The organism is Burkholderia sp. AU27893, assembly GCF_002223205.1.
GTDB lineage: Bacteria > Pseudomonadota > Gammaproteobacteria > Burkholderiales > Burkholderiaceae > Burkholderia.
The window spans coordinates 1,978,324-2,001,089 of record NZ_NKFD01000004.1; the positions used below are offsets into that span (position 1 = coordinate 1,978,324).

25 protein-coding genes are annotated in these 22,766 nt (G+C 66.6%); 6 read left to right on the forward strand and 19 right to left on the reverse strand.

Annotation, left to right across the window (positions count from 1 at the left end; translation table 11 throughout):
• Positions 1-5: 5 nt before the first annotated feature.
• From CFB47_RS28675 to CFB47_RS28695, 5 genes are all read right to left on the reverse strand, one after another.
• On the reverse strand, positions 6-1,247 hold the full coding sequence (locus CFB47_RS28675; protein ID WP_089463010.1) for a cyclic nucleotide-binding domain-containing protein: 1,242 nt from the start codon (positions 1,245-1,247) through the stop codon (positions 6-8).
• A 277-nt stretch (positions 1,248-1,524) separates the two neighbouring features.
• On the reverse strand, positions 1,525-1,956 hold the full coding sequence (locus CFB47_RS28680) for a lytic transglycosylase domain-containing protein (RefSeq protein WP_039344980.1): 432 nt from the start codon (positions 1,954-1,956) through the stop codon (positions 1,525-1,527).
• 89 nt (positions 1,957-2,045) lie between these two features.
• The gene (locus CFB47_RS28685) at positions 2,046-2,429 is read right to left on the reverse strand and encodes a hypothetical protein (RefSeq protein WP_089463011.1); all 384 of its coding nucleotides are present in this window, start codon (positions 2,427-2,429) and stop codon (positions 2,046-2,048) included.
• A 14-nt stretch (positions 2,430-2,443) separates the two neighbouring features.
• A complete protein-coding gene (locus CFB47_RS28690; RefSeq protein WP_089463012.1) occupies positions 2,444-2,815 on the reverse strand; it encodes a hypothetical protein in 372 nt (123 codons plus the stop codon).
• Positions 2,816-3,033: 218 nt separating this feature from the next.
• On the reverse strand, positions 3,034-3,699 hold the full coding sequence (locus CFB47_RS28695; RefSeq protein WP_089463013.1) for a glutathione S-transferase family protein: 666 nt from the start codon (positions 3,697-3,699) through the stop codon (positions 3,034-3,036).
• Between the two features lie 288 nt (positions 3,700-3,987).
• Here CFB47_RS28695 and CFB47_RS28705 point away from each other — a divergent pair, with 288 nt between their 5' ends.
• Positions 3,988-5,343 (forward strand): polyhydroxyalkanoate depolymerase, encoded by a 1,356-nt coding sequence (locus tag CFB47_RS28705; protein WP_089463015.1) that lies wholly within the window; start codon positions 3,988-3,990, stop codon positions 5,341-5,343.
• A 105-nt stretch (positions 5,344-5,448) separates the two neighbouring features.
• On the opposite strand, the gene CFB47_RS28710 is transcribed toward CFB47_RS28705, so the two are convergent.
• From CFB47_RS28710 to kdpA, 12 genes are all read right to left on the reverse strand, one after another.
• Positions 5,449-5,916 (reverse strand): DUF3761 domain-containing protein, encoded by a 468-nt coding sequence (locus CFB47_RS28710; protein ID WP_089443092.1) that lies wholly within the window; start codon positions 5,914-5,916, stop codon positions 5,449-5,451.
• A 61-nt stretch (positions 5,917-5,977) separates the two neighbouring features.
• Positions 5,978-6,115: an HHHH-motif protein gene (locus CFB47_RS41820; protein ID WP_167316040.1), complete on the reverse strand. Its 138-nt coding sequence runs from the start codon at positions 6,113-6,115 to the stop codon at positions 5,978-5,980.
• A gap of 313 nt (positions 6,116-6,428) precedes the next feature.
• Positions 6,429-6,863: a cupin domain-containing protein gene (locus tag CFB47_RS28715; RefSeq protein ID WP_089443093.1), complete on the reverse strand. Its 435-nt coding sequence runs from the start codon at positions 6,861-6,863 to the stop codon at positions 6,429-6,431.
• A 93-nt stretch (positions 6,864-6,956) separates the two neighbouring features.
• Positions 6,957-7,724: an ABC transporter ATP-binding protein gene (locus tag CFB47_RS28720; RefSeq protein WP_039344915.1), complete on the reverse strand. Its 768-nt coding sequence runs from the start codon at positions 7,722-7,724 to the stop codon at positions 6,957-6,959.
• 33 nt (positions 7,725-7,757) lie between these two features.
• Complete coding sequence (locus CFB47_RS28725) at positions 7,758-8,471, reverse strand: ABC transporter permease (RefSeq protein WP_089463016.1); 714 nt, start codon at positions 8,469-8,471, stop codon at positions 7,758-7,760.
• A complete protein-coding gene (locus tag CFB47_RS28730) occupies positions 8,468-9,157 on the reverse strand; it encodes an ABC transporter permease (protein WP_089463017.1) in 690 nt (229 codons plus the stop codon). Before CFB47_RS28730 ends, CFB47_RS28725 begins: the two co-directional genes overlap by 4 nt.
• Positions 9,158-9,331: 174 nt before the next feature.
• A complete protein-coding gene (locus tag CFB47_RS28735; protein ID WP_039344924.1) occupies positions 9,332-10,105 on the reverse strand; it encodes an ABC transporter substrate-binding protein in 774 nt (257 codons plus the stop codon).
• Between the two features lie 273 nt (positions 10,106-10,378).
• A complete protein-coding gene (locus tag CFB47_RS28740; protein ID WP_089463018.1) occupies positions 10,379-11,131 on the reverse strand; it encodes a response regulator in 753 nt (250 codons plus the stop codon).
• Positions 11,128-12,834, reverse strand: a complete 1,707-nt coding sequence (locus CFB47_RS28745; protein WP_089463019.1) for a DUF4118 domain-containing protein — start codon at positions 12,832-12,834, stop codon at positions 11,128-11,130. Before CFB47_RS28745 ends, CFB47_RS28740 begins: the two co-directional genes overlap by 4 nt.
• Before the next feature lie 80 nt (positions 12,835-12,914).
• Positions 12,915-14,963, reverse strand: a complete 2,049-nt coding sequence (gene kdpB, locus CFB47_RS28750) for a potassium-transporting ATPase subunit KdpB (RefSeq protein ID WP_089463576.1) — start codon at positions 14,961-14,963, stop codon at positions 12,915-12,917.
• A 56-nt stretch (positions 14,964-15,019) separates the two neighbouring features.
• Positions 15,020-15,721 (reverse strand): potassium-transporting ATPase subunit KdpC, encoded by a 702-nt coding sequence (gene kdpC, locus CFB47_RS28755; RefSeq protein WP_179258991.1) that lies wholly within the window; start codon positions 15,719-15,721, stop codon positions 15,020-15,022.
• Positions 15,722-15,731: 10 nt separating this feature from the next.
• Positions 15,732-17,435 (reverse strand): potassium-transporting ATPase subunit KdpA, encoded by a 1,704-nt coding sequence (gene kdpA / locus CFB47_RS28760; RefSeq protein ID WP_089463020.1) that lies wholly within the window; start codon positions 17,433-17,435, stop codon positions 15,732-15,734.
• On the opposite strand from kdpA, the gene CFB47_RS41305 reads away from it, so the two are divergent.
• Entirely contained in the window at positions 17,434-17,604 is a 171-nt protein-coding gene (locus tag CFB47_RS41305; RefSeq protein WP_174975849.1) for a hypothetical protein, read from the forward strand. The genes kdpA and CFB47_RS41305 overlap by 2 nt on opposite strands.
• Here CFB47_RS41305 and kdpF read toward each other — a convergent pair.
• Positions 17,574-17,654 carry a K(+)-transporting ATPase subunit F gene (kdpF, locus tag CFB47_RS42160; RefSeq protein WP_076841383.1) on the reverse strand — a complete coding sequence of 27 codons (81 nt, stop codon included), beginning with the start codon at positions 17,652-17,654 and terminating at the stop codon, positions 17,574-17,576. The genes CFB47_RS41305 and kdpF overlap by 31 nt on opposite strands.
• A 336-nt stretch (positions 17,655-17,990) precedes the next feature.
• On the opposite strand from kdpF, the gene CFB47_RS28770 reads away from it, so the two are divergent.
• The 3 genes from CFB47_RS28770 (at position 17,991) to hutC (ending at position 20,496) form a co-directional block, all read left to right on the forward strand.
• Positions 17,991-18,305, forward strand: coding sequence for a hypothetical protein (locus CFB47_RS28770; protein ID WP_089443098.1), 315 nt, complete (start codon positions 17,991-17,993; stop codon positions 18,303-18,305).
• A gap of 185 nt (positions 18,306-18,490) precedes the next feature.
• Entirely contained in the window at positions 18,491-19,618 is a 1,128-nt protein-coding gene (locus CFB47_RS28775) for a porin (RefSeq protein ID WP_089463021.1), read from the forward strand.
• 182 nt (positions 19,619-19,800) lie between these two features.
• A complete protein-coding gene (hutC, locus tag CFB47_RS28780; RefSeq protein ID WP_039349239.1) occupies positions 19,801-20,496 on the forward strand; it encodes a histidine utilization repressor in 696 nt (231 codons plus the stop codon).
• A gap of 20 nt (positions 20,497-20,516) precedes the next feature.
• Here hutC and CFB47_RS28785 read toward each other — a convergent pair whose 3' ends face one another.
• The gene (locus tag CFB47_RS28785; RefSeq protein WP_089463022.1) at positions 20,517-21,758 is read right to left on the reverse strand and encodes a glycosyltransferase; all 1,242 of its coding nucleotides are present in this window, start codon (positions 21,756-21,758) and stop codon (positions 20,517-20,519) included.
• 95 nt (positions 21,759-21,853) lie between these two features.
• Here CFB47_RS28785 and CFB47_RS28790 point away from each other — a divergent pair, with 95 nt between their 5' ends.
• Positions 21,854-22,474: a TetR/AcrR family transcriptional regulator gene (locus tag CFB47_RS28790; RefSeq protein WP_089463023.1), complete on the forward strand. Its 621-nt coding sequence runs from the start codon at positions 21,854-21,856 to the stop codon at positions 22,472-22,474.
• Positions 22,475-22,766 lie beyond the last annotated feature (292 nt).

Here is a 22,766-nt window from a genome sequence, read left to right on the forward strand (position 1 = left end):
CCTCGTCATGCGTCCGATGCCGATGCGACAGGCACGGCGCCCACCGCCGGCGCCTTCGCCGCGCGAACGGCATCCAGCACGCGCTGCTCGATATCCTCGATCTCCACCGGATCGAGCTTGAGCTCGCGACGCATCACCCACGACACCTCGTTACGGCGCGCCTCGGTCATCACGGAGAACAGCTTGTCGGCCACCGCGCGATCGTCGAGATTCGCGATCAACTTCGCGAGATCGTAGGTGTCGAACGTGCTGATGACGTCGAACAGCGTGCGCTGGTCGATCGTCACGAGATCCTCCAGCGAGCGCACCTCTCCGCGTCGCGCGTTGCGCCGCGAGAAGTACGTCACGCCCTTCTGTTCGACGTAACTGAGCACCTTCGATTTGCGGAACGCGAACAACTCGTCGGCAATCTCGCCGTTCGACAGCTTGTTGAGCAGCATCGTCTTCTCGACGCCGATCAGCGCTTCGAGATCGGCCAGTTCGATGAGTTCGAGTTCGCTGTTGATCGACAGGTCGAGATCGTGATCGGCCACCTGCTGTGCGCGATCGATCACGCGCGCGGCGTCGAACGTGACGACCTGGCGCGCATCCGACGACGCCGCATAGTCGACCGCCCCGCCCGCATGGTCCGCCTGCGCCGCTTCGACCGTGACGAGATTGAGCTTCTCCATGCGTCGCAGCATCGCGAGCACGTGCGGCCGCGAATGGCCGGCGATCGCGCGGCATTTGCGGATCACTTCGGCGAGCGGCACCGAGGTTTCGGCCGCATGGGCCTGCATCGGCCGGCGCACCCACGAATCGCCGCCATCGCGCGCTTCGGCGCCCGCCATCAGCGACAGCACATGCGCATACGACAGCACGCCCGGCATGAAGTCGGCATGGGTGTAGGTGGCGAGCTGGTCGTCCTTGCGCTTCACGCGGCGGATCATCGTTCGCACGATGTGGCGCAGCAGCGCCGACACGCGCTCGATTTCTTCGTCGAGCATGCCGGCCGGCACGACCGTGAGCTGACAGAATGAAAGGGCCTTCGCGGTATGAGCGCGCGGCTCGGCCGCGAGCAATGCCGATTCACCGAAGAACTCGCCGCGGCCGAGTGTCGCGACGACGACGCGCTTGTCCTCGCATCGCGTGGACAGCTCGACCTTGCCGTCGGTGATCAAGAAGATGACGGGCTCACCCGCAAAGCCCTCGGAGTAGATGATTTCTCCGGGCGCCGCCGTACGCGTCCACGATTGCTGACGATTCAAGTCGATTCCCCTGCTGCGCTTGCTTTCTTGTGCGGCGGCGCGTCGCGCTGCATGCGCGATCATCGCCGCCGTTCCCCGTGCTCCCGTTTACGACATACGCGGTGGAGTTCTTTAACCTCGTCGCAGGCGTTCCTTGAGCAGAATTTGATGTAAATCGTTTGCGCTGCAGAATCGGCTTGATGCATTCGGGAAAACGACAGGCTGCGGCACGTTCGTCGAACCGGCTGGGCCCGCCGCGATCCTTACTTGCGGCCTTCAACACTCAAAAAGAGGCAGCTCATTCGTGCAAGCCCCACGACACGACCACCGCATGGATGTTTCGCGCGTATTCGTCCCGATAGCGCGGCGTTTCCGAGTGATAGGCGCCGATCGCCTGCCAGGTGTTCCCGTAGCGGACCATCTTGCGTTTCAGCATCCACGCCGCGACGTAGATGTTCACGCACGCATCCTTCAGCGCGCGTGGCGGCACGCCGTAGCGGCGCAGCTCTCCGAAGTGCACCGAGTTGATCTGGGTCTGGCCGACGTCGATGCTGCCGTCCGCGTTGCGATGCACGGCAGCCGGATTGCCTTTCGATTCATACCAGGCGATCGCGCGCAGGATATGCGGGTTGACGCCCTGATAGCCGGCCGCGCGCTCGAAGCATTCGTTGCCGGGCGCGTCGTCGGCGGCCCGCACCGGCGTGACGATGAGCGCGCTCAACACCAGCATCGCGAACCACAGCCATGGCGTGCAACGTCGTTGCATCGACGCGACTCCGGTTCGAGCCGTCACGTATCCGCCGTTTCGAATCCGCGCGCTCATGGCGTCATCGCCAGCGCTGCCGCGCCGGCCCCCGTCGTGCGCCGCTCGTGCGTGCTTTTCGCCAGCGCGTCGTCGAGCTTCTTGTCCTCGGCGGCGAGCGCCGCGCGCGACTCGTCGGTCACGACGAGATGCACCTGCCATTCCGGCGCCTTCTTCACGGGCGGTGCGTGGCGCAGCTTCTTCGCGTGACGGCCGCTCGTCGGTGCGGGTGCCTGCACTTCGTCGTCGCCGCCCGCTCCCGGCGGCAGCGACGCGAATGGCGGCAGCGGTGGAAACACCTGGTTGGACGCAGCAGGGGCAAACGGCGCGCCATCGCCGGGCGGCACCGCACACGCGGTGCCGCACACGAACATGGCGGCACAGATCGACAGTCGTAGCATCGCGGGATCTCCTGTTATTGGCTCGGTCCGACCTGGACGCTGTACGGCCGGCAACTGCCGGCCGCGACGTTCTCGACGCGCACCGCCGCAGCACGCGGCGTCGCAATGCCGCGCTTGATCGACTGGTTCAGGTAGCCGAAATCCTGCGGCAGCGCGGCCACGCGAATCGTCATCGGTTGCGACTGCTTCGATGCCAGCGCACCGACTTTCATAAGCAACGCGGTCAACTGCGGATCGCGCGCACCAAGCGCATCGGCTGGTATGACGAAATCGACGAGCGACGTCGATGCGGACGGCGCATCGGGGTGCGTATTCGCGTCCTGGTGTGCGGGTTGAAGTTGGGCGCAGCCGGCTGACGTGACGAGCGCAGCGGCAAAGACAAGCATGACGAACGGTTTCACGTGTTTCTCTTGCGGTCACTGGACCTGCGTTATCGGCACCGCGCCCGCGATGTTTACCCCGATAACGCACGAGGCCCGCCGCACGGGGCCTCACGCCGTGGCGGCGATTCGTCCGATTTAAGCGCGCTTTGGTCAGACGCCATTCATCCGATATTTGAGCGCGTCATGCATGACGACGCGTGTGCCGCACGTGATCCGGCGCGTCAGAACTCCATGTCGAGTTCGTCGATGTCTTCGTGCTCGGCCTTCGCCGCATCGATCCACGCCGCGACGAACGGATGCGCGAGCACCTGCATGCAGTACTCGGCGATATCGGGCTCGAGCTTCACGTCGTAGGTCAGGAAGCGCGTGACGACCGGCGCATACATCGCATCGGCGATGCCGATCTCCGCGCCGAACAGCCAGGGGCCGCCATACGCGGCCAGGCACTCGCGCCAGATCGTCACGATCCGCTCGATGTCGTGCTGCGCACGCGACCAGATGCGGAAGCCGGGGAAATGCGCGCGCAGGTTCATCGGCAACGCGGAGCGCAACGCGCTGAAACCGGAATGCATCTCGCCGCAGATCGACCGGCAATGCGCGCGGGCTCTGCGGTCTTCAGGCAGCAGCCGCGCCTGCGGCCGGATTTCGTTCAGGTATTCGGCGATCGCGAGCGTGTCCCACACCGTGTTGCCGTCGTGGGTGAGGCACGGCACGAGAATCGACGGCGACAGCAGCAGCAACTCCGCGCGCGACGCGGCGTCGATCGGCACGCTGACCGTCTCGAACGTGAGCCCGCTCAGCTTCGCGAGCAGCCAGCCGCGCATCGACCACGACGAGTAATTGCGGCTGCTGATGGTCAGCGTCGTCTGTCCTCCGGTGACTTCCATGTCGCTCCCCTGTTCAAGACCGTTCGTGCCCCTGCACCGAAAGCGGACGCCGCGCGGCGTCACCCGCACCATGCCGGTGCCGCGCATTCGCCGAACTGGCGCAGCGCCGCACGCTGTCGCGTCACGTGCCGCACGACAGGCCGGCCGGGCAACGCATCGCGTGCGGCTGCCGTGTGTCGCGTGCCGCCTGCGTCGCCGCGTTCCCGAACCGCGTGCAACGCGCGTGCCAGCCGCGGCTGGCACATCGCTTGCCTCGTTCCCTGCAACGCGGCACAACGAGCGACAGCCATGAATCTGCTTGCCTATCCGTTCTATCAATGGTCTGCAGAATGCACGCGCCCGGCGCGCGCATGGGCCGCCGCTACCCGCGCGACGATGTCGCTGTGGCCGCCCGCCGCCGCGACGCCGACCGGCCGCATGCTCGACGCGCTGTGCGAACTGCTCGAATGCTGCGCGTTCTCGCATCGGCGTCCGCCGTTCGGCATCGCGTCGATCGTCGTCGACGGCGAAACGGTGCCGATCGCCGAGGAAGCCGCCGCGGCCACACCGTTCGGCACGCTGCTGCATTTCCGCAAGGCGCGGCCGGTGGCGCGCCAGCCGCGCGTGCTGATCGTCGCACCGATGTCCGGGCATTTCGCGACGCTGCTGCGCGGCACGGTGCAGACGATGCTCGCCGACCACGACGTGTACATCACCGATTGGCACAACCCGCGCGACATCCCGCTGACGGCCGGACGGTTCGGCTTCGACGAATACGTCGCGCACGTGATCGACTTCATCCACCAGATCGGCCCGGATGCGCACGTGCTCGCGATCTGCCAGCCGACCGTCGCCGCGCTCGCGGCAGTTTCGTTGATGGCGGCCGGCGGCGATCCGGCGCAGCCCGCGAGCCTGACGCTGATGGCAGGCCCGATCGATTGCCGCGTGAATCCGACGAAGGTCAACGCGCTCGCGACGAGCCAGCCGATCGAATGGTTCGCGCGCAACCTGATCAGCGTCGTGCCGGCGGGTTTCGTCGGGGCGCAGCGCTGCGTGTATCCGGGCTTCGTGCAGGTGGGCGCGTTCATGTCGATGAATCCCGATCGCCATGCGGCGTCGTTCGCCGACCTGTATTACGAGCGCGCGAAGGGCGATCCGGCGAAGGCCGACACGCTGCGGCACTTCTACGACGAATACTTCGCCACCGCCGATCTCACTGCAGAGTTCTATCTGGAAACGGTCGAGAAGGTGTTCCAGCAATACGCGCTCGCGCGCGGCGAGCTGACGGTCGGCGACCGGCTCGTCGAACCGGCGGCGATTCATCGCACCGCGCTGTTGACGATCGAGGGCGAGAAGGACGACATCTGCGCGGTCGGCCAGACGGTGGCCGCGCAGGAGCTGTGCTCGGGGTTGCCGCCGTACCTGAAGACCCATCACGTGCAGACGGGCGCAGGTCACTACGGCGTGTTCAACGGCAGCCGCTGGGAAACGCAGATCTATCCGATCGTGCGCGCGACGATCCACGACAACGAGCCATACGATCGCACTGCCGATGCAGACGGTAACCCGGACGGCACGCACTACGTGACGCTGCGCGCGCTGCTCGACGCCCGCGCAACCGCGCACGATGCAGCGACCGACACGCAATCGCAGCTCGCCCACTGAAGCCGGACGGCGCTGAAAATGAAACGCCCCGCCGTTGATGGCGGGGCGCGCGTTGCCGCAGTGTTCGGACGACGCGCGAGGGAGCGGCTCGCGCGTCAGCCTGCGTTACGAACAGGCCTTGCCGTGCGATGCGTGGTAGCCCTTCGCCTTCGCGTCGGCTTCCGACATGTAGCTGCCGTGCTTCGTCTTGCCGTAGTACTTGTCGGTCGAGCAGTGATAGACCTTCGTGCTGTCATTGGCCCATACCTTGCCCGCGCCGCCGCCCGGCGCTGCCGCCGCGGTCGTTGCTGCCGCGCTCTTCGCCGGCGCGGTGCCCGATGCAGGCGCTGCGGAGGCGGCCGTAGCCGGCGCTGCGGCCGGTGCGCTGGCGGCTGCCGCCGACGATGCGCCGTACCAGGTCTTCACACCCTTGTGGCCGGCGCACGCGCCCTTCTTCGATGCGCCCGAGTAGAACGAGCCATCCTTGCACAGACCGGTCGTGCCGGCCGGCGCGCTGGCCGGAACCTGCGCGAATGCACCGATCGACAACCCCATGCCGGCGACCAGCGCGGCGATCAACATCGTCTTTTTCATAGTCCTCTCCTGATTTGCCTGAATGAAGCCTGCGTTCCGGGTATTCCCGGGAAAGTCGCGGTTACCGCACCCAACGGCACACGCGATGGTGGTGATGATCGACATGACACACACGGTGCGAATGCGCTTCGGCCAGTGCCGGAGCAAGGACGGCACATGCCACTGCAGTGGCCGTCAGGATCTTCGCGATGCGCTTCATGAAACTCTCCCGGGTAACCCAACCGGTGATCCGGCTGGTACCTCCTTAACGCCGGTCGTCGACTCGCCGTGCACCGCGTCCACGCGCAATTGACGATCTTTGACATCGCGGCGCCGTCAACGCATCGAAGCTGACGAATGTCTTTCTTTTCTTACCGGATCTTCAGCTTCGCGACCATTCGGAATTCGAAAGAATGTGAAGCACCGAAAGCGGATCGCACGGAAACCTCCGTGGAACGCGCAAGAAAAAACCGCCACGAGGGCGGTTTGTCACAAACAGGCGTACCGACGATGCACGCGGCAACACCACGCAGCTACGCCCCCGCCTCTCCCCAAGGCGTCGGCGGCGGCACCGCGCACGGCCCTTCGACGTCGATCGACGTGAAATCGGCAGGCCCGACGATCTCCAGGTACTCCATGTCAGGCGAGTAGTCGAACAGATAGTGGACGATCCCCGGCGCCTGGTGCACGCAGTCGCCGGCCGCCACCAGCGTTTCCTGGTCGCCGTACATGAAGCGCGCCCAGCCCTTCAGCATGATCACGATATGGAACTCGGCCTCGTGACGGTGCCAGCCGGTGCCCGCCTCCGGTGCATGATTCGCCCGGACGAGTTGCGCGACGACCTTGCCGTTCGTCGCGGCCGCGATACCGAGATCGCGATACAGGAAGAAGTCGCGCAGGCCTTCGCCGCGATACGCGGTGTCCTGCGGCTTCACATGGGAAAAGGCGGTGGTGATCGGTGTGCTCATCGCGGTGCTCCTTCATTGAAAGGATCCCGCGTGACAAGCATTTAGCGTTCCAGTATGCGACGTCGCCGATGATGCGCGACGCCGCCTGCCCGCTTACTTCAACCGCCCCGACAGAAACTGCCCGAGCCGTTCGCTCTTCGGATTCACGAGAATCTCCTGCGGATTCCCCTCCTCCTCGATCTTCCCCTGATGCAGGAAGATCACGTGATTCGACACGTTGCGTGCAAAACCCATTTCGTGCGTGACGACGACCATCGTGCGGCCTTCCTCGGCGAGCTTCTGCATCACCTTCAGCACTTCGCCCACCAGCTCCGGGTCGAGCGCCGACGTCGGCTCGTCGAACAGCATCACTTCCGGCTCCATCGCGAGCGCGCGTGCAATCGCCACACGCTGCTGCTGGCCGCCCGACAGGTGCGACGGATACATGCCCTCGACGCGCGGCGCGAGGCCGACCTTCTCCAGGTACTTGCGCGCCCGCGCGATCGCCTCGTCCTTGCCGACGCCGAGCACGGCCATCGGCGCTTCGATGATGTTCTCGAGCACCGTCATGTGGGCCCACAGGTTGAAGTGCTGGAACACCATCGACAGCTTCGTGCGCATCCGCTGCAGCTGCTTCTGGTCGGCCACGCGCAGCGAGCCGTTGCGGTCGCGCGTGGTCTGGATCGGCTCGCTGCCGATCGTGATCTGCCCGGAGCACGGCTGCTCGAGGAAGTTGATGCAGCGCAGGAACGTGCTCTTGCCGGAGCCGCTCGAGCCGATGATGCTGATCACGTCGCCGGCCTTCGCCTTCATCGACACGCCCTTCAACACCTCGTTGTCGCCGAACTTCTTGTGCAGGTTGTCAACGGTAAGCTTGTACATGCTGGGTCCTTCCTTGCGAATCTTGCGAATGCGTTAATGGCCGCGCGGCGAGAGGTACGCGAGCCAGCGCGTCTCGAGCTTGCGGAACGCCCAGATGAGCGTGAACACGACGGCGGCGTACAGCACGGCCGCGATGCCGTAGGCCTGGAACGACATGTAGGTTGCCGAATTGACGTCGCGCGTGACCTTCAGGATGTCGGGCACGGTCGCGGTGAACGCGAGCGTCGTCGCGTGCAGCATCAGGATCACTTCGTTGCTGTAGCTCGGCAGCGAGCGGCGCAGCGCGGAAGGCAGGATGATCCGCGTGTAGAGCTTGAAGCGCGACATTCCGTAGGCCATGCCGGCTTCGATCTCGCCGGCCGAGGTCGCCTTGATCGCACCCGCGAAAATTTCGGTGGCATACGCGCATTCGTTCAGCACGAACGCGAGCAGCGTGCAGTTCATCGCGTTGCGGAAGAACGTGTCGAGCAGCACGTGGTTGTGCACGACCTGCAGGCTGTAGATGCCCGTGTAGCACATCAGCAGCTGCACGTAGAGCGGCGTGCCGCGGAACACGTACGTATAGAGCCACACCGGACCGGAGATCCAGCGGTTCGACGACGCGCGCGCGATCGCGAGCGGCACAGCGAGCGCGAAGCCGAACGCGATCGATACCACCAGCAGCCACAGCGTGATCACGAGGCCGCTGAAGCGGTAGCCGTCGGTATAGAGATAGCTTTGCCAGTACTGGCTGACGAGTTCGATCACAGTGCGAGCCTCCGGACGCCGACGGAATAACGCTTCTCGAGGTGATGCAGCACGACGTTGGATACCGTCGTGATCGCGAGGTAGATCGCGCCTGCAGCCAGCGTGAAGAAGAAGAAATCGAGCGTGCTCTTGCCGGCGTCCTGCGAGGCTTTCACCACGTCGGCGAGGCCGATGATCGACACGAGCGCGGTGGCCTTCACGAGCACCTGCCAGTTGTTGCCGATGCCGGGCAGCGCGAAGCGCATCATCTGCGGGAACAGGATGCGGCGGAACACGCGCCAGCCGCTCATCCCGTACGCGAAGCCCGCTTCGAGCTGGCCGCGCGGCACCGCGAGAAACGCGCCGCGGAACGTCTCGGTGAAGTACGCACCGTAGATGAAGCCGAGCGTGATGACGCCGGCCACGAACGGGTCGATGTCGATCTGGTCCCAGCCGAGCATGTCGGTGACGTTGTTCAGCAGGATCTGGATCCCGTAGAACAGCAGCAGCATCAGCACGAGGTCCGGCACCGCGCGGATCAGCGTCGTGTAGAAGGTGCCGATCGACTTGAGCATGCGGTTCGTCGACAGTTTGGCGCTCGCGCCGACGAGGCCCAGCACGAGCGACGCCGCGAGCGACAGCACCGCGAGCTTCACGGTTTCCACCGTGCCGGCCCACAACAGCGGGCCAAATCCTTGGAAGATCATAGGAGGGATCCAGAACGATGTGGCTGGATTGTCAATAGCCATTACCCGCGCATCAAACGATATCTGCGCACTACCTGATGCAGCCTGCTCATCAAGTCGGACGCATCGCGCGAAGCGGGTTGCACCCGCGACGGACGCGGCGCGCATCGCAACCGGTGCGCGCCGCGGGGAGCATCAACCGCCGTAGACGTCGAACGCGAAGTACTTCTTCTCGAGCTTCTTGTACGTGCCGTCCTTGATGATGTCGGCGATCGCGTGGTCGATCTTCGCCTTCAGGTCGGCGTCGTCCTTGCGCAGCCCGATGCCGGCGCCGTTGCCGAGCGTCTTCGGATCGTCGATGTCCTTGCCGGCGAATTCGAAGTTCGCGCCGCGCGGCGTCTTCAGGAAGCCGATGTCGGCCTGCACCGCGTCCTGCAGCGCCGCGTCGAGGCGGCCCGACATCAGGTCCTGGTACACGCCGTCCTGGTTCTGGTAAGGCACGACCTGCACGCCCTTCGGCGCCCAGTAGGCCTTCGCGTAGGTTTCCTGGATGGTGCCCTGCTCGACGCCCACCGACTTGCCCTTCAGCGATTCGGCCGTCGGCTGCAGGTTCGTGCCCTTCTTCGCGACGAGGCGCGTCGGCGTGTTGAACAGCTTGTCGGAGAACGCGATCTGCTCGGCACGCGCCGGCGTCATCGACATCGACGACAGCACGCCGTCGAACTTCTTCGCCTTCAGCGCGGGGATCATCCCGTCGAAGTCGTTCTCGATCCACACGCATTTCGCCTTCAGGCGGGCGCAGATCTCGTTGCCGAGATCGACGTCGAAGCCGACGACCTTGCCGCTCGCGTCCTTCGATTCGAACGGCGGATAGCTGGCGTCGACGCCGAACCGGATCGTCGACCAATCCTTGGCGTGGGCACCGACCGCGATGCAGGCAAGGGCAATACTGAGCGCGAGTTTCTTCATGGCGTTCCTGTCAGAGGCGAACTGGGCCGGGTTCCGTCGGGCGGCGCCGCCGTGAACCCTTCCAACCCGGAGGCCGCCCCTTTCGGCAACATCCCAAGTTGTACATACAACTTTGCCTTTTCAGAAGGTGCGCCAGCAATCCGTGTTTATCTCTAATTGTCGGTTCAATAGGATCGCGGGTCGCAAATTTCCTTATATTTCAATTAATTGCGAATTACACCGAGCTAAACAACAGCTTTCTCCGCGCGCCGGCGCACGGCCGGGAGCGGGATTTCAGTTGTCTAGACCTGCCGGCGCCGCGTCGCGCGGCCCGTCCGCCGTGGCGACCGTTTCCAGACCGACCAGCCGGTAGCCGAACTGCAGCTCCGTCAGCAGGTGCCGCGGGCGCGCCGGCACCGGCTCGAGTTTCTGCCGCAGGTTCGTCATGTACACGCGCACGTAGTGCGCGCGGTCGGCGTCGTGGATGCCCCAGACCTCCGCCAGCAATTGCCGCGCGGCGATCACGCCGCCGCGTGCGCGGATCAGCGCGGCAAGCAGCCGGAATTCGAGGCGCGTCAGGTGAACGGGCGCGCCGCCGCGCGCCACTTCGTGCTTGCCGAGATCGACGGTCACGTCGCCGAACCGCACGATCGACGACGATTGCCCGTCGGCCGACACGAACGCCGCGCGCCGCAACTGCGCACGCGCCCGTGCGAGCAGTTCGGGCACGCCGAACGGCTTCGGCAGGTAGTCGTCCGCGCCCGCATCGAGCGCCGCGACCTTCTCCACTTCCTGCTGCCGCGCCGACAGCACGATCACCGGCACCGTCGACCACTTGCGCAGTTCGCGGATGAAGGTCTTGCCGTCGTCGTCCGGCAGCCCGAGGTCGACGATCACGAGATCGGGCTTGCTGCTCGACGCATACATCCGCGCCTCGCGGGCCGTCGACGCCTCGCAGGTGTCGAGCCCTTCCTGTTCCAGCGCCATCCGCACGAAACGGCGGATGTCCGCTTCGTCCTCGACGATAAGTACGCGCGATCTGATCATGTCCGGCTCTCGTGTTCGATATCGGGCGGCGCGCCCAGGGGCAGGCGAACCTCGAACCGCGCGCCGTGCGGATCGAGCGGCACCGCGCGGATCGAGCCGCCGTGCGCGTTGACGATGCTGCGGCACAGCGCGAGCCCGAGCCCCACGCCGCTGATCGACGATTCCTTGCGCTCGCGCTCGAACGGCTCGAACAGCGGCTCGGTGTTGCGCGCGATGAAGCCCGGGCCGTCGTCCTCGACGAATACGTACAGCGTTTCGCCGAACACGCGCGCGCGTACAGCCACGGCCGCATCCGCGCCCGCGTATTTCGCCGCGTTGTCGAGCAGGTTCATCAGCACGCGCTCGATCAGCAGCGCGTCGACGTCGATCAGCGGCAGATCGGCCGGCAAGTCGGTGCTCACGTCGCGGCCGGCCAGCACGCCGGCCGAATGCGCGAGCGCGCTGCCGACGATCTCGTCAAGCATGTGCCATTCGCGATTCAGCCGCACGCCCTCGCTCTGCATGCGCGCGAGATCGAGCAGGTTCACGACGAGCCCGTGCAGCGCCTCGGCCTGGTTGCGGATGCCGTGCGCGAGCGCGGCCGGCTGCCCGTCGGCGAGCCGCTCGGGCCGCTCGAGTGTCTCGGCGAGCCCGCGGATCGCGGTCAGCGGCGTCTTCAGGTCGTGCGACACCGCGGCGAGCAGCGCGTTGCGCAGCCGCTCGCCTTCGATGCGAACCAGCGTGTGCTGCGCGACACCAACGTAGTGCACGCGTTCGAGCGCCATCGCGATCGACGAGCACAATGCGTCGATCAGGCGGCGATCGTCGGGATCGGTGGGCACCGGCTGCGCGTCGCCGAACAGCACGAGCACGCCGCGCACGCGCATCGGCGCCTTCAGCGGCAGGTACTGCGCGGCCGCGCGCTCGAACGGCGGCAGCCCGCACCCGGCGCCACGCGCATGCTCGTAGACCCAGCGGGCGATCGGTGCTTCGACGAACCGGGCGTGCTGCGCCGGCATCAGATGGTCATTTGCATCCGGCAGCACGAGCGCGACGCGCACGCCGAGCAGCGGCGCGATCGTGCCGGTGCAGATCGATGCGATCTGCTCGGTCTCGATCGCCGCCGACAGGTCATGCGCGACCCGTGCCAGCGCCGCCGAGCGCTTCTCGTTCGCGCGCGCGGCCCGCGCCTCCGCGCGCAGGCGCGCCGCGAGCTGGCCGATCGCGAGCGCGACGGCCAGCATCAGTGCGAACGTGAACACGTACTGCGTATCGGACACCGCGAACGACAGCCTCGGCTCGACGAAGAAGAAGTCGAAGCAGCCGACGCACACGAACGCGGCCCACGCACCGGCGAGCCGGCCGAGCCGCAGCGCGATCAGCACGACGGTCATCAGGAACAGCATCACGACGTTCGACAGGTCGAACACGCGCAGCAGCGCGCTGGCCGCGAGTGTCGCCAGCGCGCACACGAGCGTGGCGAGCAGCAACGGCACCGCGTACTGCGACATCCACACGTGCGTGCGCGGTCGCGCTTCGCGCACGGCCAGCGTCGGCTGCGTGTCGGGCCCGGCGCCCGCGATGCGGTCGGCCAGCGTCGCGCCTACGCGCAGCACGCCGCGCCAGCGGTCGCGGCGCACGCTTCCCCCACTGCGGCGGGCAGCGGTGTCCCGCGGCCCCGTTGCCCGTCGATTCGCTTCGCTCACGTTCACATTCACATCCATGATCGCTTCCGGCAATTGAAACGCCGAACGGCCCCGCGCACGCCATGAAGGCGTGAGCGGGGCCGCGACGGCGCGTTCGGTCAGATAAACGGCGTCAACAGCATGTCGATCAGCTTGATGCCGATGAACGGCGCGATGATGCCCCCCACGCCGTAGATCAGCAGGTTGCGCCCCAGCAGCTTCTCGGCCGGCTCCGCGCGATACTTCACGCCCTTCAGCGCGAGCGGGATCAACGCCACGATGATCAGCGCATTGAAGATCACCGCCGACAGGATCGCCGACGTCGGGCTGTGCAGCCCCATCACGTTCAGCGCGCCGAGCGCCGGATACGTCGCGACGAACGCGGCCGGGATGATCGCGAAGTATTTCGCGAGATCGTTGGCAACGCTGAACGTCGTCAGCGCGCCGCGCGTCATGATCATCTGCTTGCCGACCTCGACCACCTGCATCAGCTTGGTCGGGTTGCTGTCGAGGTCGACCATGTTGGCCGCCTCCTTCGCCGCCTGCGTGCCGCTGTGCATCGCGACGGCCACGTCGGCCTGCGCGAGCGCGGGCGCGTCGTTGGTGCCGTCGCCGGTCATCGCGACGAGATGGCCCTTCGCCTGGTGCTCGCGGATCAGCCGCAGCTTGTCTTCGGGCGTCGCTTCGGCGAGGTAGTCGTCGACGCCGGCTTCCGCCGCGATCGCGGCCGCGGTGAGCCGGTTGTCGCCGGTGATCATCACGGTCTTCACGCCGACCTTGCGCAGCTCGGCGAAACGCGCGGCGATCCCGTGCTTGACGATGTCCTTCAGCTCGATCGCGCCCAGCACGCGGGCACCGTCCGCCACGACGAGCGGCGTGCCGCCGCGTCGCGCGATGTCGTTGACGGCCGTCTCGACCGCTTGAGGAAACACGCCGCCCAACTCATCGACGTGCGCGCGGACCGCCGACGCCGCGCCCTTGCGCACCTGACGCTCGCCGATGTCGAGGCCGCTCATGCGCGTGCGTGCGCTGAACGGCACGGTGATGCTGCCGGCGGTCGCGGCCACGTCCAGCGAGAAACGCTGCTTCGCGAGCGCGACGATCGAGCGCCCTTCCGGCGTCTCGTCGGCGAGCGACGACAGTTGCGCGGCCTCAGCCAGCGCACGCTCGTCCACGCCCGGCGCCGGCCGGAATTGCACGGCCTCGCGGTTGCCGAGCGTGATCGTGCCGGTCTTGTCGAGCAGCAGCACGTCGACGTCACCGGCCGCCTCGATCGCGCGGCCCGACGTCGCGAGCACGTTCGCCCGCATCATGCGGCTCATCCCCGCGATGCCGATCGCCGACAGCAGCGCACCGATCGTCGTCGGGATCAGGCACACGAGCAGCGCGATCAACACGGTCAGGCTCACCGCCGTGCCCGACGCGTTCAGCAACACGCTGAACTGCGAGAACGGCAGCAGCGTCACGCACACGAGCAGGAAGATGATGGTCAGCGCGACGAGCAGGATCGTCAGTGCGACCTCGTTCGGCGTCTTGCCGCGCTTCGCGCCTTCGACCATCGCGATCATCCGGTCGAGAAATGCCTCGCCCGGTTGCGCGGTGATCTTCACGATGATCCAGTCGGACAGCACGCGCGTGCCGCCCGTCACCGACGAAAAATCGCCGCCCGACTCGCGGATCACCGGCGCGGATTCGCCGGTGATCGCCGATTCGTCGACCGACGCGACGCCGTCGATCACTTCGCCATCGGCCGGAATCGTGTCGCCGGCCTCGACGAGCACGATGCTGCCGGCCGCAAGCTCGTCGCTCGGCACGCGATGGCTGGTGCTGCCGAATTGCTTCGGCTCGTCGAGCACCTTTGCATACACGCGCTTGCGCGCCGCACGCAGCGCGTCGGCCTGCGCCTTGCCGCGCCCTTCGGCCAGCGCCTCGGCCGCGTTCGCGAACAGCACGGTGAACCACAGCCAGCACGCGACCGCGAAGATGAAGCCGGCCGGCGCGTCGCCCGTGCCGGCCAGCGCCTGCAACCACAGCACGGTCGTGACGATGCTGCCGAGATAGACGACGAACATCACGGGATTCTTCAACTGCACGCGCGGCGCGAGCTTGCGGAACGCCTCGCGCAGCACGGCCGTCCAGCGCATCGGCGGCACGCCGCCGACCGGCATCGCCACTGGATTGATCGGGGTTTCGATATGGGACATGAGTGACTCCGTGGTTCCTGCTATTGCTTCGCGCCGGCAACGTGGCCGAACGCGCGATCCAGCGCGAGGTTCAGGTCGAGCACGCGCACGCGCGGTTCGCCGAGCACGCCGAGCTGGCGCGGCAGGGCGATCCGATCGACGAGCGCCGCGACCTGCGCGGCATCCACGCCGCGCGCCTGCGCGACCCGCGCCGCCTGCAGCCGCGCGTTCGCGACCGAGATCTCGGGATCGAGCCCGGACGCCGACGCGGTCACCGCATCGGCCGGCACCGGCGTGCCGGCGGCGAGCGCGTTCTCCTGCCGGTACGCGCGCACACGCTGTGCGATGTCGGCAAGCAGCTTCTTGCTCGTCGCGCCCTGGTTGCTGGCGCCGCTGCCGGCCGCGTTGTACGGCTGGTCGACCGTCTTCGACGGATCGGCCGGATCGGTGCCGACCGTCGCGCTCGGCCGCCCGTGGAAGTAGCCGGCCCGCGTGAACGGCTGCCCGATCACCGCCGAGCCGACCGTCGTGCCGTGCTGCTGCACGAGACTGCCGCGCGCCTGCGACGGGAACAGCACGTTCGCGACGCCGGTGGTGAGCAACGGATACGCGATACCCGTGACGAGCATGAACAGCACCGACGACGCGATCACGGGCCGCACGAGGCCGCGCGTCGCCGCGCCGAACGAAGAACCGGGTGCCGGCGCGGCGGCGGCCGCGGCCTGGCGATTGCCTTGCATCATGATGTTTTCCTCAGAACAGTTGGCCGCCCGACATCATCAGGTGCTCGACGACCGGGCCGAGCGCGAGCGCCGGCAGGAACGTGAGGCCACCGACGACCAGGATCACGAAGACCAGCAGGCCGGCGAACAGGCCCGTCGACGTCGACAGCGTGCCCGCGCTTTCTGGCACGCTCTTCTTCGCGGCGAGGCTGCCCGCGACCGCGAGCATCGGCAGCAGCGTCAGGTAGCGGCCGATCAGCATCGCGAAGCCGATCGTCGTGTTGAAGAACGGCGTGTTCGCGTTCAGGCCCGCGAACGCGGAGCCGTTGTTGGCCGTGCCCGACGTGTATGCGTACAGCACTTCGCTGAAGCCGTGCGGGCCGAGGTTCGCGAGGCTGTCCATCGTCGAATGCAGCATCGACGCCACCGCGGTGAAGCCGAGGATGCTGAACGGATGCGCGAGCACCGCAAGCATCACGAGCTTCATCTCGCGCGCCTCGATCTTCTTGCCGAGGAACTCCGGCGTGCGCCCGATCATCATCCCGACCAGGAACACCGTGAGGATTGCGAACGTGAACAGGTTGATCAGCCCGACGCCGTCGCCGCCGAACACGTTGTTCAGCATCATCTGCGCGATCGGCACGAGCCCGCCGAGCGGCGTCAGCGAGTCATGCATCGCGTCGACCGACCCGGTGGTCGCGGCCGTCGTGACGGTGGCGAACAGGCTCGTCTGCGCGATGCCGAAGCGCATCTCCTTGCCTTCCATGTTGCCGCCCGGCTGCGTGGCGCTCAGTTGCGGGTCGACGCCGAGCCCGGTCACGAGCGGGTTGCCGTGCTGCTCGGCCGAATAGATCACGGCCAGGAAGCCGACGAACATCACGACGAACGCGGCAAGAATCACCCAGCCCTGGCGGCGCCGGCCGATCATCGTGCCGAGCGTGTAGGTCAGCGCGGACGGAATCAGCAGCATCGACAGCATGTGCAGCGTGTTGGTGAGCGGCGTCGGATTCTCGAACGGGTGCGCGGCGTTCATGCTGAAGAAGCCGCCGCCGTTCGTGCCGATATGCTTGATCGATTCGAGGCTGGCCACGGGCCCCATCACGATCTGCTGGCGCGCGCCTTCGAGCGTGGTCGCCCATGCGTCGGACGCGAGCGTCTGCGGCATGCCCTGCCATACGTACACGAGCGCCATCACGAAGCTGAGCGGCAGCAGCACACGATAGGTCACGCGCGTGAAATCGACCCAGTAGTTGCCGAGGTCGGCCGCGCTCTTGCGGCTCAGCCCGCGGATGAAGCCGCCCGCGGCCGCGACGCCGGTGGCCGCGCTGACCACCATCAGGAACGTGATGACGGCCATCTGCGAGAAGTTCGACAGGCTGCTTTCGCCCGCGTACGCCTGCCAGTTCGTGTTCGTGATGAACGACGCGGCGGTGTTGAACGCGAGGTCGGGGCTTTGCGACGCGCGCTGCAGTGCGTCGAACGGCAGCGTGTCCTGGATGCGCAGCAGCAGATAGCCGAGCAGCATCATCCCGGCATTGCTGAGCAGCAGCACCATCCCGTAGCGCTGCCACGACATCGCTTCGTCGGGATTCACGCCGAGCAGCGCATAGGTACGGCGTTCGACCCACGCGTGGCGCGGGCTCGTCAAGGCGTGCGCGAGCCATTTCCCGACGACGGGCACCAGCGCCAGCATGATCGCGAGAACGATCGCGAATTGAATGAGATTGTTGAACATGTCGACGCTCGCTCAGATCCGGTCGAGGCCGGTGATGAAACCGGCCGTCAAGGCAAAGAACGCGAGCGTGAACAAGATGAAAAGCAGATCGCTCATGACATTCACCGATATTTTCGAATTCCTGTTGAATCGCGCCGATCAATACCGCTCGGGTTGGATCAACGCATGAAACAGATAGATAAAGAGCGCGAGCGACAACGCGCCGGTGATCCACAACATGGCTTTCCCCTTTTCTCTGTATGCGCGGCAACGCCGCGCGATCGTCGGCGTATCGGGCCTCGCCGCGCTGGCGCAGGCCCGTGTGACGCCCCCATGCTCAGTTGGCGAATGGGATGCGACAGTGTAGAAATCCGCGTATCAAAGCGGTGTTCAATTTCCTTACGCAAAGTAAAAAAGGTGTAAAGACGAAAGCCGGCGGCGATGGCATTTTTATGCGTTCTTTTCAGGGCCAATGCGAGTCTATACACCGTATCTTCGTTGCCATTCCTAGAATGAGCGGCATGTCCAAGACGAGATCTCCGCGGTGCGGAGCACGATGCGACCGGGGATGCCAGCATGAAACCGACCAGAACCGAAACCGCTGCCTCACGCGACCTGCCGCCCGTTCGTGCGCGGCGCCGGTGCCCCGCCGACGAACTCGTGCTGCTGTCGATCCGCGTCGAATCGGACAACCTCGCCGTCGTGCGGCGCCTGCTGCACCAGGCAGTCGGCACCGCGCTCAATTTCTACACGGCCGCGATCGACAACCGCACCGGGCGCGCGTGCATCGAGCTCGAAGTCGCGCGGTCGCAGGCGTCGCCTGCCATCCTGTCGATCCTGCGCCTGCTGCCGGCCGCCGAATTCGGCACGATCCGCCTGCTGCAGCACTAGCCGGCCTCCATTGCGGCCGCGCGTGACACGCATCACGCGCCCGCTCCCCTTTCATCGATTCGAACGCGCGTTGCCGACGCGAACGCGTGCGGTTCGTCTTCGTCACGAGCCGCGCACGCTCGCCACCGGCATGCGCGCCGGATCGTCGTTCCCGTCGCTACGGGCCTTTCCAGGAAGCACTCACAATGAAAAAAGCAGTTGCCGGTACCCTCTCCCTCGCATTCCTCAGCGCGGCCGCGCATGCGCAAAGCAGCGTCACGCTCTACGGGATGCTCGATGCGGGTATCGTCTATACGAACAACCAGTCGGGTAAAAGCGCGTGGCAGCAAGGCAGCGGCCTGCTGTCGAATACGGTCTTCGGCCTGAGCGGCAACGAGGATCTCGGCGGCGGCCTGCATGCGCTGTTCCGCCTCGAGAACGGCTTCAACCTGAACAACGGCACGCAGTCCTACAAGAACACGATGTTCGGCCGCCGCGCGTACGTCGGCCTGCAGAGCGACCCGTACGGCACGCTGACGCTCGGCCGCCAGTACGATGCCGTGGTCGACTATCTCGGCCCGCTCGCGATGGCGAACAACGGCGACGGCAACAACCTCGCGTCGCATCCGTTCGACAACGACAACCTCGACGATTCGTTCTACATCGACAACGCGGTGAAATACACGAGCCCGACGCTCGCCGGCTGGCAGTTCGGCGGCCTGTACGGGTTCAGCAACGCGGCCGGCGGCTTCGCGAACAACCGCGCGTACAGCGCGGGCGTGTCGTATGCGAACGGGCCGGTCAGCCTCGGCGCCGCGTACGTGCAGCTCAACCGCGGCGGGCTGACGGCCGGCGGTGCGCTGTCGACCAACGACGGCCCGAACTTCCCGGCCGTGCGCCAGCGGGTGATGGGCGCGGGCGGCAGCTACGCGTTCGACCGGCTGACGGTCGGCGCGCTGTGGACGCATTCGATGTTCGACGAAACGGCCGCGTCGTCGCTGCCCGGCGCGCTGAATGCGCTGCGCTTCGACAACTTCGAGGTCAACGCGCGCTATGCGCTGACGCCGGCCGTTTCGTTCGCGGGCGCCTATACGTTCACCCACGGCCGCTACGACGACGCAACCGGCAGCCATCGGCCAAAATGGCACCAGGTAACGCTGATGGCCGACTACGCGCTGAGCAAGCGCACCGACGTGTACGCGGAAACCGTCTACCAGCACCAGTTCGGCGTGCCGGCGGGTGCGACGCTCGGGTTCGCGAACGTCACGGGGCTCGCGCCTTCGTCGACCAACACGCAGGTGGTCGGGACGGTCGGTATCCGGCATCGGTTCTGAGCGCTCGCCAGCCGCCCACGGCCGGCCGCTCTGTGCAATCCCGCATGGACGCGCGCCGGCCGAACAGGGATCATTCGGGGAATCCGGGCCCGCGCGCCTGCGAAACCGGTACACTCGGCGCCGGGCGCGCGCCGGATCGGCATTCGGCGGCGGGCCGCTGCCGACTCTGGAATCGTGATCCCATGACCACACCGATCTATCAGGAAATCAAGGACTTCATCCTCGCGCGCATTCATGCCGGCGAATGGGCGGAAGGCGACCAGGTGCCGTCGGAGAACGAGCTGGCGCGCGAATTCAACGTCGCGCGGATGACCGTCAACCGCGCGCTGCGCGAGCTGACCGCCGAGCAGGTGCTCACGCGCACGCGCGGCTCCGGCACGTACGTCGCGTCGCCGAAATACGAATCGACGCTCGTCGCGATCCGCAGCATCTCGGACGAAGTCGCCGCGCGCGGCCATGGCTATCGCGCGCAGGTGCTGCAGGTCGGCGCGGCCGTCGCCGATGCGAAGCTCGCCGACGAGCTGCAGATCGACACGGGCAGCCCGATCTTCCATTCGCGCGTGCTGCACTTCGAGAACGACACGCCGGTGCAGCTCGAGGAACGCTGGGTCAATCCGGCCTGCGCACCGGAGTATGCGTTGCAGGACTTCACGACGACGACGCCGAACCAGTACCTGACGCGCGTCGCGCCGCTGCAGCGCGTCGAATACCGGATCGAGGCCGCGATGCCCGACACCGAAACGCGCCGCCACCTGACGATGGACGACCGCGAGCCGTGCCTGCTGCTGCATCGGCGCACGTGGTCGCAGGGGATGGTCGCTTCGGTCGCCAATCTGTGGCACCCGGGCAGCCGGTACCGGTTCACCGGGCATTTCTGAGCTGAGGTGGAGGCGCGGGCTTACCGTGCGCCCGGCTGCCCCCATCGCTCGATCGCGCTGACGGCCCGCTTCAAGCCTTCCTCTCGTGCGATGCGCGCGCCGAGTTCGATCGCTCGCGCTTGCGTTTCGTCCCGTTCGGCAAATGCGATCGCCCTTGCAAGTGCAGCGGCGTCCATGCGCCGCCCCGCCACCGGCGCATCCGCCACGCCGAGTCGCTGCAGCCGGTTCGCCCAGAAGAACTGATCGCCCGCGAACGGCACGACGACCGACGGAATGCCGGCCCGCGCCGCCGAATGCGTGGTGCCCGATCCGCCGTGATGGATCGCCATCGATACCTGCGGGAATAGCCGGTCATGCGGCGTATCGCCGATCACGTGAACGTTTTTTGGCAGCATCGACGCGTCGATACCGCTCCAGCCCGGATAGAACAACGCGCGCCGGCCGGCGAGCGCACGCGTCAGTGCCTCGATCATCGCGGTGCGATCGAAGCCGGCCATGCTGCCAAAACCGATGTACACGGGACGATCGCCCGCTTCGAGAAATGCCGCGAGTTCGGACGATGGCGCCCAGGCATGCGCATCGATCCGCCACTGGCCGCATGCCTGCACATTCGACGGCCAGTCGTCTGGCCCGGACAGCAGCGCCGGCGATACGCCGTACAGCATCGGATGATCGGTCCACACCTGCTTGCGCGGCGGCAACCCGCACACGCTCGCTCGTGCCGCATTCGTCGCCTTCCTGAACGCCTGCCACAGCAGCGCGTTCACGAACCGGTGGCTCGCGCGGTTCAGCCAGCTCGGCACCTTCCCCGGCGGCAGGAACGGCGACGCGAATTCCGCAGTGGGCGTGATCGGGATCATGCCGGTGCCGATCGCCGGCACGCCGCGATACTCGGCGACCGACAAGCCGGCGAACGATGCGAGCCCGGACGCGAGGATCGCGTCGCAGCCTTCCGATGCATCCGCGATTTCGCGCATCCACGCGGCCGTGTTCGCATTGGCAATCGCCGCAAGCGCCTTCGACGTGTCGTTGAAGCCGCCGCGCCCGCGCACCGCATCCGCCAATGCACCATCCGGCGCAATCGCGCGGCGGATGTCGCCGGACAACGGCGCCGACGGCACGCCGAGCACCGCGGCCGACCCCAGCGTCGCCGCATCGGCCAGCAGCCGGACATCGTGGCCGGCATCGATCAACGCACGGCCGAGCGCAGCGAGCGGGCGCGTGTCGCCTTCGGTGCCGTAGGTGGCGATGACGAGCTTCATGCGTGACTCCTCGTGCCCGGCGGCAATGAGTGGATTCGTAAAAATGCACGTCGTATACTAATGCAACTCGTGCACTTTCAGTCAACCCCTCCGCCATGACGAATCCGACCGACGATCCGGGCCGCCGCGCGCGCAAGCGCATCCAGATGCTCGCGCATCTCGCCGCCACTGGCGCACGCCTGTTCGACGCGCACGGCTATGAAGCCGTCACGATGGAACAGATCGCCGCGCAGGCCGATGTCGCGAAGCGCACGCTGTACAACCACTTTGCAACGAAGGAAGCCGTGCTCGCGCACTGGCTGGAGGGTGAGCTCGCACGCGATCTCGCGCATCTGCAGCGTGACGTCGCGCGGCGCAAGACCTTCGCGTCACGCATCGGCTGCGTGCTCGATGCGTCGGCTGCGTGGTGCGAGCAGCATCCCGCGTATCTGCTCGCGTATTTGCGCCATCGCTTCCTGAGCATCGGAACGGTTGAAGCGGAAGGTGGTGAAGAGAACGGCAGCGATATCGCGCTCGTGTGGCAGCAACTGATCGCGGCCGGGCAGCAATCCGGCGAACTGAACGGCACGCTGCCGGCCGACCAGCTCGCGACGTGGTTCCATCACCTGTATCTCGCGGCGATGCTGCGCTGGCTGACCGTGCCGGGGCTGTCGCTGAAACGGGAGTTCCAGGCGGTCGCGAAGCTGTTCGTCGAAGGTGCTCGAGCGAAAGGGTGAGCGGCGCCGGTAAGCGATGTCCGGTGGCCGGTCGGGCGCTCGCCGGGTGCAAGCGCCCGGGCACGACCGCAAGGAGCGAGCGCCACTGAGGCGGCCGGCGCCGCGCATTCGGCGAATACGGTGCGATCAAGGCGTCCCCGGCGCCGATGCATTTTTACGACGGCCGCACGCATCGCATGCCAAATTTCCCGTGCAGCAGTATGCTGATGTCGTACGGCCGCGCGCGACGCTTCGGGTAATCCCTTCGTTTGCACGTTGTCGCGCCGCCGTCGCGACCGCAATCATGCGTTGC

Excerpts from the sequence above, each read along its gene's own strand:
- CFB47_RS28715 (WP_089443093.1), bottom strand. The coding sequence starts at position 6,863 with ATGAGCACACCGATCACCACCGCCTTTTCCCATGTGAAGCCGCAGGAC.
- CFB47_RS28770 (WP_089443098.1), top strand. The coding sequence starts at position 17,991 with ATGAAACCGACCAGAACCGAAACCGCTGCCTCACGCGACCTGCCGCCC.
- CFB47_RS28730 (WP_089463017.1), bottom strand. The coding sequence starts at position 9,157 with ATGATCTTCCAAGGATTTGGCCCGCTGTTGTGGGCCGGCACGGTGGAA.
- CFB47_RS28785 (WP_089463022.1), bottom strand. The coding sequence starts at position 21,758 with ATGAAGCTCGTCATCGCCACCTACGGCACCGAAGGCGACACGCGCCCG.
- CFB47_RS28790 (WP_089463023.1), top strand. The coding sequence starts at position 21,854 with ATGACGAATCCGACCGACGATCCGGGCCGCCGCGCGCGCAAGCGCATC.
- CFB47_RS28735 (WP_039344924.1), bottom strand. The coding sequence starts at position 10,105 with ATGAAGAAACTCGCGCTCAGTATTGCCCTTGCCTGCATCGCGGTCGGT.
- kdpC (WP_179258991.1), bottom strand. The coding sequence starts at position 15,721 with ATGATGCAAGGCAATCGCCAGGCCGCGGCCGCCGCCGCGCCGGCACCC.
- CFB47_RS28680 (WP_039344980.1), bottom strand. The coding sequence starts at position 1,956 with ATGCTGGTGTTGAGCGCGCTCATCGTCACGCCGGTGCGGGCCGCCGAC.
- CFB47_RS28745 (WP_089463019.1), bottom strand. The coding sequence starts at position 12,834 with ATGGATGTGAATGTGAACGTGAGCGAAGCGAATCGACGGGCAACGGGG.
- CFB47_RS28775 (WP_089463021.1), top strand. The coding sequence starts at position 18,491 with ATGAAAAAAGCAGTTGCCGGTACCCTCTCCCTCGCATTCCTCAGCGCG.
- kdpF (WP_076841383.1), bottom strand. The coding sequence starts at position 17,654 with ATGTTGTGGATCACCGGCGCGTTGTCGCTCGCGCTCTTTATCTATCTG.
- CFB47_RS28690 (WP_089463012.1), bottom strand. The coding sequence starts at position 2,815 with ATGCTTGTCTTTGCCGCTGCGCTCGTCACGTCAGCCGGCTGCGCCCAA.
- kdpA (WP_089463020.1), bottom strand. The coding sequence starts at position 17,435 with ATGTTCAACAATCTCATTCAATTCGCGATCGTTCTCGCGATCATGCTG.
- hutC (WP_039349239.1), top strand. The coding sequence starts at position 19,801 with ATGACCACACCGATCTATCAGGAAATCAAGGACTTCATCCTCGCGCGC.
- CFB47_RS28695 (WP_089463013.1), bottom strand. The coding sequence starts at position 3,699 with ATGGAAGTCACCGGAGGACAGACGACGCTGACCATCAGCAGCCGCAAT.
- CFB47_RS41820 (WP_167316040.1), bottom strand. The coding sequence starts at position 6,115 with ATGAAGCGCATCGCGAAGATCCTGACGGCCACTGCAGTGGCATGTGCC.
- CFB47_RS28705 (WP_089463015.1), top strand. The coding sequence starts at position 3,988 with ATGAATCTGCTTGCCTATCCGTTCTATCAATGGTCTGCAGAATGCACG.
- CFB47_RS28685 (WP_089463011.1), bottom strand. The coding sequence starts at position 2,429 with ATGCTACGACTGTCGATCTGTGCCGCCATGTTCGTGTGCGGCACCGCG.
- CFB47_RS41305 (WP_174975849.1), top strand. The coding sequence starts at position 17,434 with ATGTCGACGCTCGCTCAGATCCGGTCGAGGCCGGTGATGAAACCGGCC.
- CFB47_RS28720 (WP_039344915.1), bottom strand. The coding sequence starts at position 7,724 with ATGTACAAGCTTACCGTTGACAACCTGCACAAGAAGTTCGGCGACAAC.
- CFB47_RS28710 (WP_089443092.1), bottom strand. The coding sequence starts at position 5,916 with ATGAAAAAGACGATGTTGATCGCCGCGCTGGTCGCCGGCATGGGGTTG.
- CFB47_RS28740 (WP_089463018.1), bottom strand. The coding sequence starts at position 11,131 with ATGATCAGATCGCGCGTACTTATCGTCGAGGACGAAGCGGACATCCGC.
- kdpB (WP_089463576.1), bottom strand. The coding sequence starts at position 14,963 with ATGCCGGTCGGCGGCGTGCCGCCGATGCGCTGGACGGCCGTGCTGCGC.